This is a genomic window from Psychrobacter sp. NG27 (assembly GCF_016106655.1).
Classification (GTDB): domain Bacteria; phylum Pseudomonadota; class Gammaproteobacteria; order Pseudomonadales; family Moraxellaceae; genus Psychrobacter.
The window spans coordinates 242,053-255,881 of the sequence record NZ_JADGIN010000001.1; the positions used below are offsets into that span (position 1 = coordinate 242,053).

12 protein-coding genes are annotated in these 13,829 nt (G+C 44.6%); 6 read left to right on the forward strand and 6 right to left on the reverse strand.

What is annotated here, in order from left to right; genetic code table 11:
- Window positions 1-50 precede the first annotated feature (50 nt).
- Both hisC and pheA read right to left on the reverse strand, forming a co-directional pair.
- Window positions 51-1,193: a histidinol-phosphate transaminase gene (gene hisC / locus IP485_RS00955; protein WP_198325617.1), complete on the reverse strand. Its 1,143-nt coding sequence runs from the start codon at window positions 1,191-1,193 to the stop codon at window positions 51-53.
- Between the two features lie 104 nt (window positions 1,194-1,297).
- Window positions 1,298-2,479 (reverse strand): prephenate dehydratase, encoded by a 1,182-nt coding sequence (pheA, locus tag IP485_RS00960; RefSeq protein ID WP_194363198.1) that lies wholly within the window; start codon window positions 2,477-2,479, stop codon window positions 1,298-1,300.
- Between the two features lie 423 nt (window positions 2,480-2,902).
- On the opposite strand from pheA, the gene IP485_RS00965 reads away from it, so the two are divergent.
- Complete coding sequence (locus tag IP485_RS00965; protein ID WP_198325618.1) at window positions 2,903-3,844, forward strand: transaldolase; 942 nt, start codon at window positions 2,903-2,905, stop codon at window positions 3,842-3,844.
- A gap of 123 nt (window positions 3,845-3,967) precedes the next feature.
- Window positions 3,968-4,477 carry a hypothetical protein gene (locus IP485_RS00970; protein WP_198325619.1) on the forward strand — a complete coding sequence of 170 codons (510 nt, stop codon included), beginning with the start codon at window positions 3,968-3,970 and terminating at the stop codon, window positions 4,475-4,477.
- 366 nt (window positions 4,478-4,843) lie between these two features.
- Here IP485_RS00970 and IP485_RS00975 read toward each other — a convergent pair whose 3' ends face one another.
- Window positions 4,844-5,410 carry an adenine phosphoribosyltransferase gene (locus IP485_RS00975; protein WP_198325620.1) on the reverse strand — a complete coding sequence of 189 codons (567 nt, stop codon included), beginning with the start codon at window positions 5,408-5,410 and terminating at the stop codon, window positions 4,844-4,846.
- 515 nt (window positions 5,411-5,925) lie between these two features.
- Between IP485_RS00975 and IP485_RS00980 the strand changes: the two genes are divergently transcribed.
- Together IP485_RS00980 and IP485_RS00985 are read left to right on the forward strand one after the other, a co-directional pair.
- Complete coding sequence (locus IP485_RS00980; RefSeq protein ID WP_011280463.1) at window positions 5,926-6,090, forward strand: rubredoxin; 165 nt, start codon at window positions 5,926-5,928, stop codon at window positions 6,088-6,090.
- A gap of 27 nt (window positions 6,091-6,117) precedes the next feature.
- Window positions 6,118-7,152, forward strand: coding sequence for an alpha/beta fold hydrolase (locus tag IP485_RS00985; RefSeq protein WP_194363194.1), 1,035 nt, complete (start codon window positions 6,118-6,120; stop codon window positions 7,150-7,152).
- Between the two features lie 135 nt (window positions 7,153-7,287).
- On the opposite strand, the gene IP485_RS00990 is transcribed toward IP485_RS00985, so the two are convergent.
- Window positions 7,288-8,322, reverse strand: coding sequence for a WG repeat-containing protein (locus IP485_RS00990; RefSeq protein WP_198325621.1), 1,035 nt, complete (start codon window positions 8,320-8,322; stop codon window positions 7,288-7,290).
- A 437-nt stretch (window positions 8,323-8,759) separates the two neighbouring features.
- Here IP485_RS00990 and IP485_RS00995 point away from each other — a divergent pair, with 437 nt between their 5' ends.
- Window positions 8,760-9,692, forward strand: coding sequence for a DMT family transporter (locus IP485_RS00995; protein ID WP_198325622.1), 933 nt, complete (start codon window positions 8,760-8,762; stop codon window positions 9,690-9,692).
- A 133-nt stretch (window positions 9,693-9,825) separates the two neighbouring features.
- Here the strand turns inward: IP485_RS00995 and IP485_RS01000 are convergent, their stop codons facing one another.
- Window positions 9,826-11,274: a solute carrier family 23 protein gene (locus tag IP485_RS01000; protein WP_227686357.1), complete on the reverse strand. Its 1,449-nt coding sequence runs from the start codon at window positions 11,272-11,274 to the stop codon at window positions 9,826-9,828.
- 533 nt (window positions 11,275-11,807) lie between these two features.
- Between IP485_RS01000 and IP485_RS01005 the strand changes: the two genes are divergently transcribed.
- On the forward strand, window positions 11,808-13,244 hold the full coding sequence (locus tag IP485_RS01005; RefSeq protein WP_198325989.1) for an L-serine ammonia-lyase: 1,437 nt from the start codon (window positions 11,808-11,810) through the stop codon (window positions 13,242-13,244).
- A 143-nt stretch (window positions 13,245-13,387) separates the two neighbouring features.
- Here the strand turns inward: IP485_RS01005 and IP485_RS01010 are convergent, their stop codons facing one another.
- Window positions 13,388-13,786 (reverse strand): DUF4377 domain-containing protein, encoded by a 399-nt coding sequence (locus IP485_RS01010; RefSeq protein ID WP_194363190.1) that lies wholly within the window; start codon window positions 13,784-13,786, stop codon window positions 13,388-13,390.
- Window positions 13,787-13,829 lie beyond the last annotated feature (43 nt).

The following is a 13,829-nucleotide window of genomic DNA, read 5'->3' on the forward strand; positions in this document are numbered from 1 at the left end:
TAATGGCTGGTTCATGTCACTGATTTGATTCAGCGCACCTATTGATGCACTTAATCTTCAGTCAAAATAGAGCGCAAGGTATCAATCAAACGCAGATTTTCTTCGGCCATTCCTACTGTGATGCGCAGCCAATTCGGCAATCCATAAGCCGTTAATGGACGCACGATAACGCCTTGCTCGAGCAGTGCTTGATGGATTGAAGCCGCTGATATGTCTTCCATCTCAACTTGCACCTCGACCATAATAAAATTGGCATGCGACTTCACAAACCCCAATCCCAATGCATCGAACTGCTTTTCTAGCCAGCGCATTTGCTCATCATTCGTTAGACGGGTTTTTTCGATAAAGTCCTGATCGGCCAGTGCCGCAGCCGCAGCCGCCAGACCGATACGACTGACATTAAACGGCTGACGAATACGGTTTAATAAGTCGGCCACTGGCACTGAGCTTAGGGCATAGCCGACACGCAAACCTGCCAGCCCATACGCTTTGGAAAAAGTACGAACGATAACGACATTATCAAACTCATCCAGTAGCGCGCGATTATTACTCTCAGGACTATACTCGATATAAGCTTCATCCAATACCACCAAGACTGAGCTTGGCACACTGGCAACAAACTGATGCAGCTCTTTATGTCCAAGCTGCGTACCAGTCGGATTGTTGGGATTGGCAATAAAGACGACTTTGGTATTAGGGTTATCTTGTACCGCCTGACTCATCGCTTTTAAGTCGTGACCAAAGCGGTGCGCAGGCACCTCTATATCCATCGCACCTTGCATTTTTGCGAGCATCGAGTACACGACAAAAGCATATTGGCTGTAAACAATAGCGTCATCGATACCCACAAAACTGCGCGCCAAAATATCAAGCAAATCATCAGAGCCATTACCTAAGGTAATCTGCTCGACATTGACATCATTAAAATCTGCCAATGCTTGCTTGAGATAGTAACCATTGCCATCAGGATAACGCGATAGCTGACCCAATTGCTCAGTGACGGCTAGCGTCACTTGCGGTGAGCAGCCCATTGGGTTCTCATTGCTGGCAAGCTTCACCACATCTGAGATACCGTATTCGCGGGTCAACTCTTCAATTGGCTTGCCCGTTTGATAAGGCGCCAATGCCAAAATACTGTCATAAGCTGGCACGAGTGGCAATAAGCTTGATTCGGTTAATTGAGTCGTCTGCATGGTTTATCCTTAGATACGGTCTTTAAATGTGGTCTTTACATGCTGTCTTTTAATACTTAGACCCATCTATTATGTATGAATACCAATGAGTGAAGCCGTATGTTTTATAGCACAGCCTTTGGATATGAGCCGAGTACGCGTAAGTCTTTGACCAATGGACGAATATCATTGATAGCCGCACTGACATTTGGATCATTAACATGACCGTCCATGTCAATAAAGAACACATATGCCCATTTGTTAGGACGTTCAGGACGGGTCTCGATACTGGTCATCGACACGCCATGATAGGACAATGGCTTTAATATTTCGATCAACGCGCCGGCTTTGTCATGTGCTGAAACCACGATAGAGGTTTTGTCTTGACCTGATGGTGCGACTGCTTCGTGACCGATGATCAAAAAGCGCGTAGTATTGCTTGGATTATCTTCGATATTTGAATAAAGCTTATGTAAGCCATACTCTGCTACAGCAACATCACCTGCAATCGCTGCTGAATGCCATTCGTTTTTAAGACGACGCGCCGCTTCACCGTTGCTAGATACCGCCACACGCTCTACATTGGGGTAGTTCACATCGAGCCAGTGACGACACTGAGCCAATGACTGCTGATGCGAATAAATACGGCTTAGACCATCTAGTTTGGTGTGTTCTGCGACCAGAAAGTTCTGATGAATAGGCAGCTCAACTTCGCCAATGATTTTTAGGGTAGAAGATAAGAATCCGTCTAATGTGTGATTGACCACGCCTTCTGAAGAGTTCTCAACCGGTACCACACCATACATGGCTGTACCCGCTTCAACTTCACGGAACACATCAGTAATGGTCGTCATCGGCACAGTATCAGCGGCCTTGCCAAAGTGCTTGAGCGCGGCGGCATGCGTAAAGGTACCAACAGGGCCCAAAAAGGCAATGCGCTGCGGCGCTTCTAAGTCTAAGCATACCGACATGATTTCGCGGAACAGACGCGCCATTTTTTCGTCAGCGATTGGGCCCGTATTACGCGCCATGACTGCTTTTAATACTTGTGCTTCGCGCTCAGGACGATAAAAAATCGGGTTGCTATTATCAGCCGCCGGGTTATTGGCAATATGGTTTTTCTTTACCGTGGCCACTTGCTGAGCCAATTTGGCACGGTTATTGATCAACGTTTGGATTTCGCAGTCTACTGCATCAATATTTTGACGAATATTGTCTAAAAAATCTTTTTCATTTGCGGTATCGCTAGCGTTTCCGGTGATTTGATTTAGATTATCCATGGTTTGATCTGGTGACTGCTCGCTCATTACCGCCCATCCTTTTTAGATTTTGTCACTGTTAAGTATGACTATATTTGTTACTACGATTGCATGTTTTATTATTGCGATTGGATACTTTATCCTGATTAGATAAGCTGCTCTGATTAAAGACCATGCGCTATCTGACATCGCCATCAGCGACGACATTGATGAGTCAATATAACAGACCAATAAGTCGCGGGCTCTACTATAACAAAAACTTGGGTCAGTGCCCATTCGTAAATACGTATAAACGGCACAACGGCTATAAATGTTATCACAGTTAGCGCTCATAACAGCGATGCATGCCTTAACTCTGCAAAAACACACGCTCAAAACTGTGTTACAGTTCCCTTTCCACCCCTACTCAAATTATAAATAAAAAAGCATCCTGTCATTAATATCGATGTGATTACTATAGAAGGCTATCTGATGAGCGTATTACAACAATTAAAAACCATGACCACCATTGTCGCTGATACGGGCGATTTGACCGACATTGCACGTCTAAAACCTATCGATGCGACCACCAACCCAAGCCTCATTACCAAAGCGCTCATCCATTCTGACAATCAAGCTGTCCTATCAGAAACGATGAGCCGTCATAACGGTGACATCGATGCCGTTATTGATACACTGACTATCAAAGTTGGCTGCGATATTTTGGCGCTGATCGAAGGCCGTGTATCTACTGAAGTGGATGCTCGTCTCTCTTATGATACTCAGGCCACGATAGACAAAGCCTTGGCATTTATGGAAGCCTACCAAAAAGCAGGTATCGACTCAGAACGCGTCCTGATAAAAATGGCAGCGACTTGGCAAGGCATCGAGGCGGCGCGTTATCTTGAAACCCAAGGCGTTCATTGCAACTTGACGCTCCTATTCGGTCAACACCAAGCCATCGCTTGTGCAGACGCTGGTGTGACCTTGATATCGCCATTCGTTGGCCGTATCTTGGATTGGCAAAAACGCCAACAAAGCCGTCAGAACGTCCCTGCATCTGACGACATGGGCATCCAATCCGTCAAACTTATTTATCAATACTACAAGCAGCACGGCTACCAGACACAAGTCATGGGTGCAAGTTTTCGCTCAGTTGAGCAAATCTTGGCACTAGCAGGGTGCGACCTGTTGACCATAGCTCCCAATCTCATTGACGAGCTGGCGGCGATGGATACAGAGGTTACCCGTCAATTATCCCCTAGTATGTCGATGGATATGAAAGCGATGACTCAAGTGAGTTTGACGCATGAAGAATTTAGCGCCGCTTATCAGCAAGATAGGGTCACACAAGACTTACTACCTAAAGGCATTGATGGTTTTATTGGCGCACGTGACGAGCTTGCTAAGATGCTATCGACCATGCGCGGGTAACAAGGGCAACAGGATCATCACTGATAACACGATAATCACTGACCTCTCACAAAAGATATTTGCCTGTTAATGGCAAGTTGGCTATCATTACTTACTTTAAACAACCAGCAGCAAGGCTCAAGTATGAAACGGCTATCAATGTTATTGGCCAGTAGTGCACTAATGATTAGTGCCCATGGTGTCAACTGGGTAGAGGTGTCTGAGAGCAGTTCTGGATCGACTTTTAGTATAGATTTGGACTCTATTGAAAGCTCTGACATCAATATCATAGACGAAAAAGACGTCGAAAACATCACAGTGTCGATGCTCAGAACATACCCCGCGCAAAAGCAGATCAAGAAAGAGAAGACTGCCGTAAAGGACAAAGGCGCTGCAAAAGAGAAGAGCGATATAAAAGAAAATAGCATTCAGCGTAGTGATCAGCAATTACTGATTTCCTGCAAAGATGCCAGTTACTATAAGAGAGCCTACGTCAACTACGATGCTGATGATAAAGTCCTCAAGTCATGGCAATCAGAAAAACCGATACTGACCACAAAAGACTTTAAGGTGACTGCCCCGAAAACCGTTGGACGCCGACTGATTGAGCACGCTTGTGACAGTTATGAGCAAACCAAACAGCAGTCAGTGTAAGTCTATTATAGTATTCAACCTAAACCAGACAAAAAAGCGCCCTGATATTATTCAGGGCGCTTTTATTTTGCATTTTCACAGCTTATAGTCAGTTCAGTGCAAACCAATGCAAAAAACAAAAACAGCTAGGGCATGTCATCAATTAGATTGTGAAGCTTAAAATGAGAAAAATGGTAGATAAACAAGGAAGAAATTGCCGTTAATATGAACATATTGACAAAATTTCTGACGATGTTTAGCAAAATTTAGCCATTTTAGGGCCACTAAATGCATTAATGTGCTAATTGATGACACGCCCTAGATCATGCCTTAGCTTTATTTATAATTAACTAGACTGACGGTCAACTAGGTTATCAATTGACCCTATTAAGCTTTTAGTACGGTATAGACAGGCACTGGGAACTCACCATGCAAATCAACCAAGTCTAATAATACCAATGCACCCACCACCGTATGATCGGCTGATTGACACAGCTCATAAGCCGTGGTCAATGTACCACCAGTCGCCAAAATATCATCGACCAGTAGTACGCGCTCAGGTGGCAAGTTGTTTTGCATCTCAAGCGTGTCTTTGCCATACTCTAGCGCGTATGCTTTGTTGGCTACCGGTGGTGGCAGTTTACCCGGTTTACGTAGTAGTATCATACCCTTACCTAAACGGCCTGCCAGCATACTGGCAAATACAAATCCGCGTGCTTCAACAGCACCCAAGCAGTCGATGTCATCCATCAGGCCTGCTGGCAATGCAGTAAGCAGTGCATCGATGACTTCATTGATGTGACTACGCAGTAACGGGGTAATATCATAAAAATCAATGCCGACTTTTGGAAAGTCTGGTACTGTGCGAATAACCTGCCAAAACGGATGGTCAGTATTACGTGTAGGAGATGACGCGCGTTCGGTGGTAGCGGATGTGGCGGCATTGATACTCATGATAACCCTTAGCTTATATGGCTTAAATAACTGACATGACTTGAATAGCTGATGTGAATGAGACGAAAGCTTACAATCACTCTCATGACATATCAGCGGTAAATAGTAGATATAGTCAATCCATGTTAAAAATGATATAAGGCAGACGAGCGCGAGTACTACAGTAGTAGGCTAAGCGAGTCTAACGCCGTAACACTTTAAGAATGGTTCGACTATAACACTATAAATTTAACGGCGACTATTATAGCATAACTGACCTGCACATGGCGGATGCGCGTCTGTTGTTGCAGCCAATCACTGCAATATAGCGTCAGTACAGACTTGATAAAAGACAACTTATCTCAATATACAAGTGTAAACTTAACTATGAAAATCACGGTTATATGCTAAACTACGTGCGCTTTTGCAGTCTCATATCATTGTCATAAAGGTAGTGGCTGAATGAATGACTGCAATCCTAAACATAAGCGTATATAACGCACTGTAACACTGGTAATGATCGATAGGACTTATTTATGAAACGTTATGAATGTATCGTCTGTGGCTGGATATATGATGAAGCACTGGGCTGCCCTGAAGAAGGCATTGCCCCTGGCACAAAATGGGATGACATCCCTGATGACTGGACTTGCCCTGAGTGCGGCGTCGGCAAGCTTGATTTTGAGATGCTTGAGCTGTAGTAGATGACCCTCTAATTAGGACACTTCATGATAAAATCAGATGACATCAATAGTGCCAAATTGACTGAACCCTTAGACAATCTAGACACCTACCCCACGCCTGAATGGCAACGATTTGGGGCACACCAATGGCGCGACTCCGATTTGAGTCAGCATCTTCAGCAAGCGATGATCGATATCGGTGATGGTATTGAGCTGTGTGTCGAGGCAGGAGGCAACCCTAATCATCCGCCGCTACTCATGATTATGGGGCTAGGGTCACAGATGATATTTTGGCCTGACAATTTCATCAAACGCTTTATTGATGCTGGTTTCTTTGTGATTCGTTTTGACAATCGTGATATTGGCCTGTCCTCTAAAGTGCAGATTGAGGGATTGCCACGCATCAGTCAGCTCAAAATGATGGTGCGATTGCAAACTGGCCTGTCTAATAAAAGCACGCAAGTTGCCTATAATCTGACAGATATGGCCGAAGACACCGCGCGTTTGATTAAGGCCCTCAAGCTTGGCAAGACCCATTTGCTTGGCGCTTCGATGGGCGGCATGATCGCACAGATCGTAGCGGCACGTTATCCCAGCTTGGTACAGCGTATGGCGCTGATGTTCACGACGACCAATCGTGCGTTTTTAAAGCCGCCAAAGCCCAAGCAGCTATACACCCTTATTAATCGTCCAGAGAGTCATTCTGAACGTGATATCGTGCGTCATAGCGTGTGGTTTATGAAGACCGTTGGTACACCAGGGCATGTCAATGTACGGATGGTGCGTGAGATTGCCAAGATTCGCTATCAGCGCAACTTTCATCCGCTAGGTACGGTTCAGCAGCTTAATGCTATCTTGGCATCAGGTTCTATCAGTCGCTTTAGTAAGCAAGTCAAAGCACCAACCATTGTACTACATGGTAGCGCTGATGGCTTAATTCCTGCCTCACAGGGCCGCGTGGTTGCCAAAACCATCCCTAATGCTAAGTTTCACCTGATTGAAGGCATGGCACATGATATTCCAGAGTATTATCAGCCTTATATGGTCGATTTAATCAGCCATCATTTATCGGATAAATAGCCACTTCCTGCCATGTCCATACTCATTTTTATAAGTACAAGGCACGTATAGTGTGCGCAATAAAAAAGAGTGCCAGCCTATGATAAATAGGTTGGCACTCTTTTTTTTATTGCGTATTAAGTTTTGAGAGTCGCGCTAATCGCACGCGACCCCAGTACCCTCTTTGTCAACACACATTTTATTGCCATTCTTTAAATTGCCAATCCATGCCTTACCACCGGTAAAGGTAAATGACGGCTTACCTTTATAGTCGTCAGCCAACACCCCATCGCTTGCAAAGCGAAAAGGAATCACCAACTCTCCGCCCAGATTGATAAATCCCCATTCTTTGCTGATACGCACGCCCGCCAGCGACTCAGAGAATGGGCGTACCTCATCAAACGAATAAGTAATCATAGTAATACTATTGTCATCAACAAAGCCCCATTTGCCATCCTGTTGACGTGATTGCAGCGTGGTAAAACCGCTAGATACAGGCGGCTTAGGCCCTGACGATGATTTAGATACTGACGATGGCTTAGCGCTGTCAGTAGCAGGTGCAGACTCTTTGGCGGATGATGCATTGGGGTCACGAGCCGTATTGCCATTTTTATCGACCCAACTGGTCGCACTATTTTTTTGGACTCGCGCCACGCCATTACGGTAGTTATCAATATCATCAATGGCTGCTGAGAATGAAACAACGGTGCTATTGGCCGTGTTGATCACGCCATAGTTACCGTCTTTTTTTACTACGATACGTCCGTCTGATACAGGCCGCGCCCATCCTCCACTTTCTGTGAGCATGTCATACATTGCAGGCACGACTTCACGGCCTTGCATATTGAGATAGCCGACACGACTGTTACGCAATACAGGTAGCAGATCGCTCGATATTTTATCAGCATCGACCTTTTGATAGCGTGATAAATCAACGACTCTTTTACCTTTTTTGTCAATCAATGCCACAGGCGCACCAAAATCCTTGGTCGCTAAAAAATACTTGCTACTTGCGGTACAAGCGACATTTTTGTAGTAGCTTTTGGGTAGTTTGCAACTGGCCGCTTGGGCGCTGGGCATCATAAACAGCGCACCCAAAGAGACACTGATAAACAAACCATAGCGCGACACCGTTCTAGATGTACCAGATACTACGTGTGAGTGTTTGTTTGAAAAAAAGTATCGAAGCATAAGTAAACCTAGGCAAATAATATACAGAGTGTTTGAGATAATGGACGAACCATTCAATATAGAGTAAAGCATTAGACTAACAAATTGTTGTATCAGCGCCAATGTCATTACTGTAAGGGCGTCACTCGACTATAAAGACGTTGCTGTACTGTGCTACGATTTATACTGACAAGTCTCACTATGTCGGCACCATCATGTAGCAACACTACGACCAAGATTGCTGTCGCTATTAGTCATCACTATCAGTGACTTTAGTCTTGTATGTGTAGCCTGTACACACAGTAGGATTAGCTATAGCGACAGCCTATCTAAAAAACCAGAATAAATTTTGGTTTTACCATTTCATTTTATGTATAAAACCACGACAATATGGCCTTGGTGAAACGTCACATGAGCAGCGTGACATCACAATAAGAATATTAACATAAGGACATTATATGGCTATCGCTTCATCACGCTCTGCACCTATAGGCTTAGTCATTGGTTGTATCATTTTTGGTTTGGGCAGTTTGATCGTGGCTCACGTTGATATCGGCGGCTGGGCCATGTCGTTTTGGCGATTGGCTATTTCAGGTATCGTCTTTGCGGTCTTAGCAAAAACCATGGGGCAGCATCTACCCCGATCAAGGCGAGCGATCGTTTATAGCTTACTGTCAGGGGCTTTTTTGGGATTGGATTTGGCACTTTGGCACGAGAGCATTTATGCCGTCGGCCCTGGCATCTCAACCTTGCTCAATAGCTTGCAGATTTTTTTCTTAGCAGCTATTGGCTTTTTATATTTTAATGAACGTCAATCTATCGTGCAGCTGATCAGTTTATTTCTAGCGATGCTGGGCGTGGCCATGATCGGCAGTCCTGAGTTTGCTCACAACAGCGCTGCCACTTGGGGCTTTGTCACAGGTATTGTGTCAGGCGCGATGCTGGCCGCATCGATGACTTTTATCCGTAAGACACACGATACCGAGCCTGTACCTATATTTATGCTGATGCAATTGATCAGTATCGGTGGTGTGCTTGCCATGGTTGTACCGATGTTGGCTTTCGATATGGGTAACATTTTGCCCAATACCTGGTCTGAGCTTGGTTGGGTACTGATTTATGGTACGGTGATGCAGTGCTTGGCTTGGGGCCTGATTGCCTATTCTATCCCTAAGCTATCACTGGCATTGACAGGACTATTACTACTAACCGAGCCTGTTGCCGCCCTCATTATCGACTATAGCTGGCTGGACAAACCCATCAACAGCTTACAATGGGGCGGCGCTTTGCTTACTATGTTTGCCATTTATTTGGGATCGTTAAAACCAAAACTACGGGCACTACGCCGTTATCGGTTTTTTTCAAAGTTCTATAAGCGAGATTATAAATAAGCATGACGCTATTGTTCGATTTTTTCGGACGATATAAATCAATACTATTCAATAAAAAGCGCCCATGCTATCAGTAGCATGGGCGCTTTTTAGTTACTGCATTTACTGCACGCTTAGACATTGTAGAGACTGATTATTTAACCAATGCTTTATTCGCCGCTTTCGTCTCGGCACTTTGGTTAAACAAGGCATTTAACACTATAGCGGCTAAAGTAGCAGTACCAATACCGCCCAAATCAAAGCCCCCTAGGTGCAAGCTAAAGTTACCTGTACCCATGATGATGGTCACAGCAGCGATGATCAAATTGCTGTTTTTGCTAAAATCAATATGGCTGTCTATCCAAATTTTTATCCCAGCAACCGTAATGAGACCGAAGACGACGATAGAAGCGCCGCCCAATAGAGCCGCTGGTATCGTCTGAATAATCGCACCAAACTTGGGTGACAGTCCCAATATGATAGCGACCACACCTGCCACGACAAATATCGTGGTGCTATATACTTTGGTGACAGCCATAACGCCGATGTTCTCAGCGTAAGTGGTCACGCCTGTACCACCGAAGCCTGCTGAAAAAGTCGTGGCCAAACCATCTGCCAAAAACGCTCGGCCCATATAAGGGGTCACGCGAGCCTTGGTCATGCCCTCTACCGCTTTAAAGTGACCCAAGTTTTCGGCCACTAAGATAAAGGCCACAGGCGCAATGAGAATAATAGCACTTAGCTCAAAACGAGGTGTATGAATGCTCGGTAACCCAAACCATGAAGCTGCAGCGACCGTACTAAAGTCAATCGCAGTCCCAAAACCTAAGATATTGGTCATCACAAAATAAGCCACGTACGACAATACCAGACCGACGAGTAGCAATAGACGACGTAGCATACCGCGCGTAAATACCGCCACCCCACTAATGAGCAGTACGGTCAAAGTTGCCATCCAAGCATCAAACTGATTGGCAGACACGCCTTGAATGGTCACTGGTGCTAAGTTAAGACCGATAATCATCACGATAGCGCCGGTGACGATAGGCGGCATTAAGCGCTCAATCCAGCCTGTTCCTGTCTTCATCACGAGCAAACCAATCAATGCATAAATAATACCGCAGGCCATGATACCGCCTAGCGCAACATTCAAATTGTCATTGAACCCTGCGCCTGCATATGCCGTCACCGCAATGACTGGACCAATAAAAGCAAAGCTTGATCCCAAGTAACTTGGCATACGTCCACCAGTGATCATAAAGAACATCACCGTACAGATACCAGACATCAAAATAGCTAAGTTAGGATCAAACCCCATCAATAGTGGTGCCAGCACCGTCGCACCAAACATGGCAAACGTATGCTGTATCCCTAGTAATACACTTTTTGATGGTGGCAAATAGTCATTGATACCCACTGGATCACGATCCAAGTTGCCCTTGTAAGGTCGCCATGTCGGAAACCAACGGCCATTTTCAAAGTCTGGATTGTGTGGGTAGTTGATGGCGGCTGAATCAATGCCTGCAGCCTCTAATGCGTTTTGAGCTGACTGATCTGGAGCGCTGTTGTCTGACGCTGATAAAGGGTCTTTTTGAGATGGCATGCGCGCTTGTCCTATGTGAGCTGAACTAAGGTAATAAGCTAAAATAACTGCTAAAATGAAAACTGAGCGAAATTGAGAGACTGATAAATAGCGCTGTGTGGCTAACTTATATAGATAAAAGAGCACTATATGTTTCTATCTATAATATGTCATCCCAATTCATTCGTTTATGTTGTAATATGACAAACCAAAAGTATTATTTGGTATGATTGTCAATTCTGGCTAATGGCACAAGAATAATGTGTGCTATCCAAAGTACTTTGGTCATTTACAAGCTGGCCTACTTAATAGCGATATTGACTTACAGGATGTTACATAGTCGTTGACTCCGAGCATGATAGCGGAGTTTCAAAATAAATAAAAGTTATTATTCAGTCACCACTTGTACTCTTTTATAGCAATCCTTTCATAGATAGCACCTCACACGCACCGAACTACGGTGCCTGTAAGCTATGGCTGTCTATTATATTTTTAATAAAAGTGCTCAATGCAATTGTTGCAATCACTAGAGCTCTTAAACTTTTCGGTAACTCATTATGATTAGTGTTTTTGATTTATTTAAAATTGGCATTGGCCCATCAAGCTCACATACAGTAGGTCCGATGGTGGCCTCTAATCTGTTCTTGGCCTCATTAACCAAGCAAATGGCATTGACAGCCGTTGCTAATATCGAAATTGAGCTTTATGGTTCTTTGGCTGCGACCGGAAAAGGCCACGCAACAGATACGGCTATCTTATTGGGATTACTTGGTCATACGCCTAGTACCATTGACACACGCATGACCAGTAGCTATCTGTCTCCTATTTTTTCTGACAAAGTATTAAACGTGTCCGGTACGCATACCATTGCCTTTGATACAGAACAAGATATCTATTGGTACGATGATACTGTGCTGCCCTACCATCCTAATGCATTGACACTCCGTGCCATCTCAACGGAAGGCGTTCGCTATCAGCAGACCTACTATTCGATTGGTGGTGGATTTGTGATCAATGAAGAAGATGCCACTGACCCAAATGAGGATCATGCCAGCCCAACGATCGATCGTGTTCCTTACCCTTTTAATAATGCCGCAGAACTACTAGAGCAATGTCGTCAGCATGACTTAAGTATCAGCGAATTGGTACTGGAAAATGAGCTTTATTTTCATAGCGAAGAAGAGGTGTTTGCCTATTTAGACAATATCTGGGAAGTCATGCAAGACTGTGTCACACAAGGCTGTGAAAACGGTGGTATTTTGCCCGGTGGTTTAGATGTCAAACGCCGTGCAAAGGACTTGTACCTACAGTTGTGTGCTGAAAAAGATCAACCCATCACTAAGAATGACAAACTGGCTGCGATGGACTGGGTTGACTTGTATGCACTGGCCGTCAATGAAGAAAATGCCAATGGCGGTAAAGTGGTCACAGCACCAACCAATGGCGCGGCAGGTATTATTCCAGCTGTACTGCATTACTATCGTGACTTTTTGCCTAACTATAGCCAAGACGGTGTCCGCAAGTTTTTGTTGAATGCCACCGCTATCGGTAGCCTCATCAAGCAAAATGCCTCGATCTCTGGTGCTGAAGTAGGCTGTCAGGGTGAAGTAGGATCGGCCTGTGCCATGGCAGGATCTGCCCTAGCAGAACTCATGAATGGCTCACCCGCTAAATGTTTAAATGCAGCAGAAATCGGTATTGAGCATAATCTAGGTCTCACTTGCGATCCTATTGGCGGTCTAGTCCAAGTGCCTTGTATCGAGCGTAACGCCATGGGTGCGGTCAAAGCGATCAATGGGGCACGTCTGGCCTGTAGAGGTAATGGTCAGCACTTCGTTTCTTTGGATAAAGCCATAGAGACCATGAAGCAGACAGGTGCTGATATGTCTGATAAATACAAAGAGACGGCACGTGGTGGCCTTGCGGTATATGCTGACAATAGAATCCCTACCGTCACTCGCGGCGTCAGTGTTAACTATAGCCAATGTTAATCTGACTTATTGACTGCATGATTAGCAATAAGATGTCGTCATAGAAGTAGATATTGTAGAAACAAAAAAAGACCTCTAAGAAATTAGAGGTCTTTTTTTATGATGAATGTAACGAAGTCCGCTCACATTCATTGATATTGGTATTACTCAGCTGTTTTAGATACTACTTTGTTGAGAATCCAAACTGGCTTAACCACGTTAGACCCTTCTGCTGTCATTGCTTCTTGACGTACATCTAAGACATAACGGTAGTTCGGCTCATAGGTAAAGCCCTGAATGTTACCATTTAGCGTGGTATAGTTTTTCTGATAAGTCTGACGATATTGCAAGCACTGCGATTCAACCATCGTGCCATCTGTTGCTGTTAAGTCACACACGGCTTTGCGCGGAGCAACTTCTACCTCAAAACTGGGAATATTGATTACTTTTACATTCATGGTCTGTCCTTCGACTACCATGGTACGCTCATTGTCCATACCCATAGTAGAACAACCAGAAAGGGCAAAAGTCGTCATCAATGCTGCAAGTGCTAATTTTTTCATTATATAATCCTCAGATAGTGTTATTAGTTTTCAATTGCTGGCT

Excerpts from the sequence above, each read along its gene's own strand:
- IP485_RS00965 (WP_198325618.1), top strand. The coding sequence starts at position 2,903 with ATGAGCGTATTACAACAATTAAAAACCATGACCACCATTGTCGCTGAT.
- IP485_RS00980 (WP_011280463.1), top strand. The coding sequence starts at position 5,926 with ATGAAACGTTATGAATGTATCGTCTGTGGCTGGATATATGATGAAGCA.
- IP485_RS00995 (WP_198325622.1), top strand. The coding sequence starts at position 8,760 with ATGGCTATCGCTTCATCACGCTCTGCACCTATAGGCTTAGTCATTGGT.
- hisC (WP_198325617.1), bottom strand. The coding sequence starts at position 1,193 with ATGCAGACGACTCAATTAACCGAATCAAGCTTATTGCCACTCGTGCCA.
- IP485_RS00990 (WP_198325621.1), bottom strand. The coding sequence starts at position 8,322 with ATGCTTCGATACTTTTTTTCAAACAAACACTCACACGTAGTATCTGGT.
- IP485_RS01010 (WP_194363190.1), bottom strand. The coding sequence starts at position 13,786 with ATGAAAAAATTAGCACTTGCAGCATTGATGACGACTTTTGCCCTTTCT.
- pheA (WP_194363198.1), bottom strand. The coding sequence starts at position 2,479 with ATGAGCGAGCAGTCACCAGATCAAACCATGGATAATCTAAATCAAATC.
- IP485_RS01000 (WP_227686357.1), bottom strand. The coding sequence starts at position 11,274 with ATGCCATCTCAAAAAGACCCTTTATCAGCGTCAGACAACAGCGCTCCA.
- IP485_RS00985 (WP_194363194.1), top strand. The coding sequence starts at position 6,118 with ATGATAAAATCAGATGACATCAATAGTGCCAAATTGACTGAACCCTTA.
- IP485_RS00970 (WP_198325619.1), top strand. The coding sequence starts at position 3,968 with ATGAAACGGCTATCAATGTTATTGGCCAGTAGTGCACTAATGATTAGT.
- IP485_RS00975 (WP_198325620.1), bottom strand. The coding sequence starts at position 5,410 with ATGAGTATCAATGCCGCCACATCCGCTACCACCGAACGCGCGTCATCT.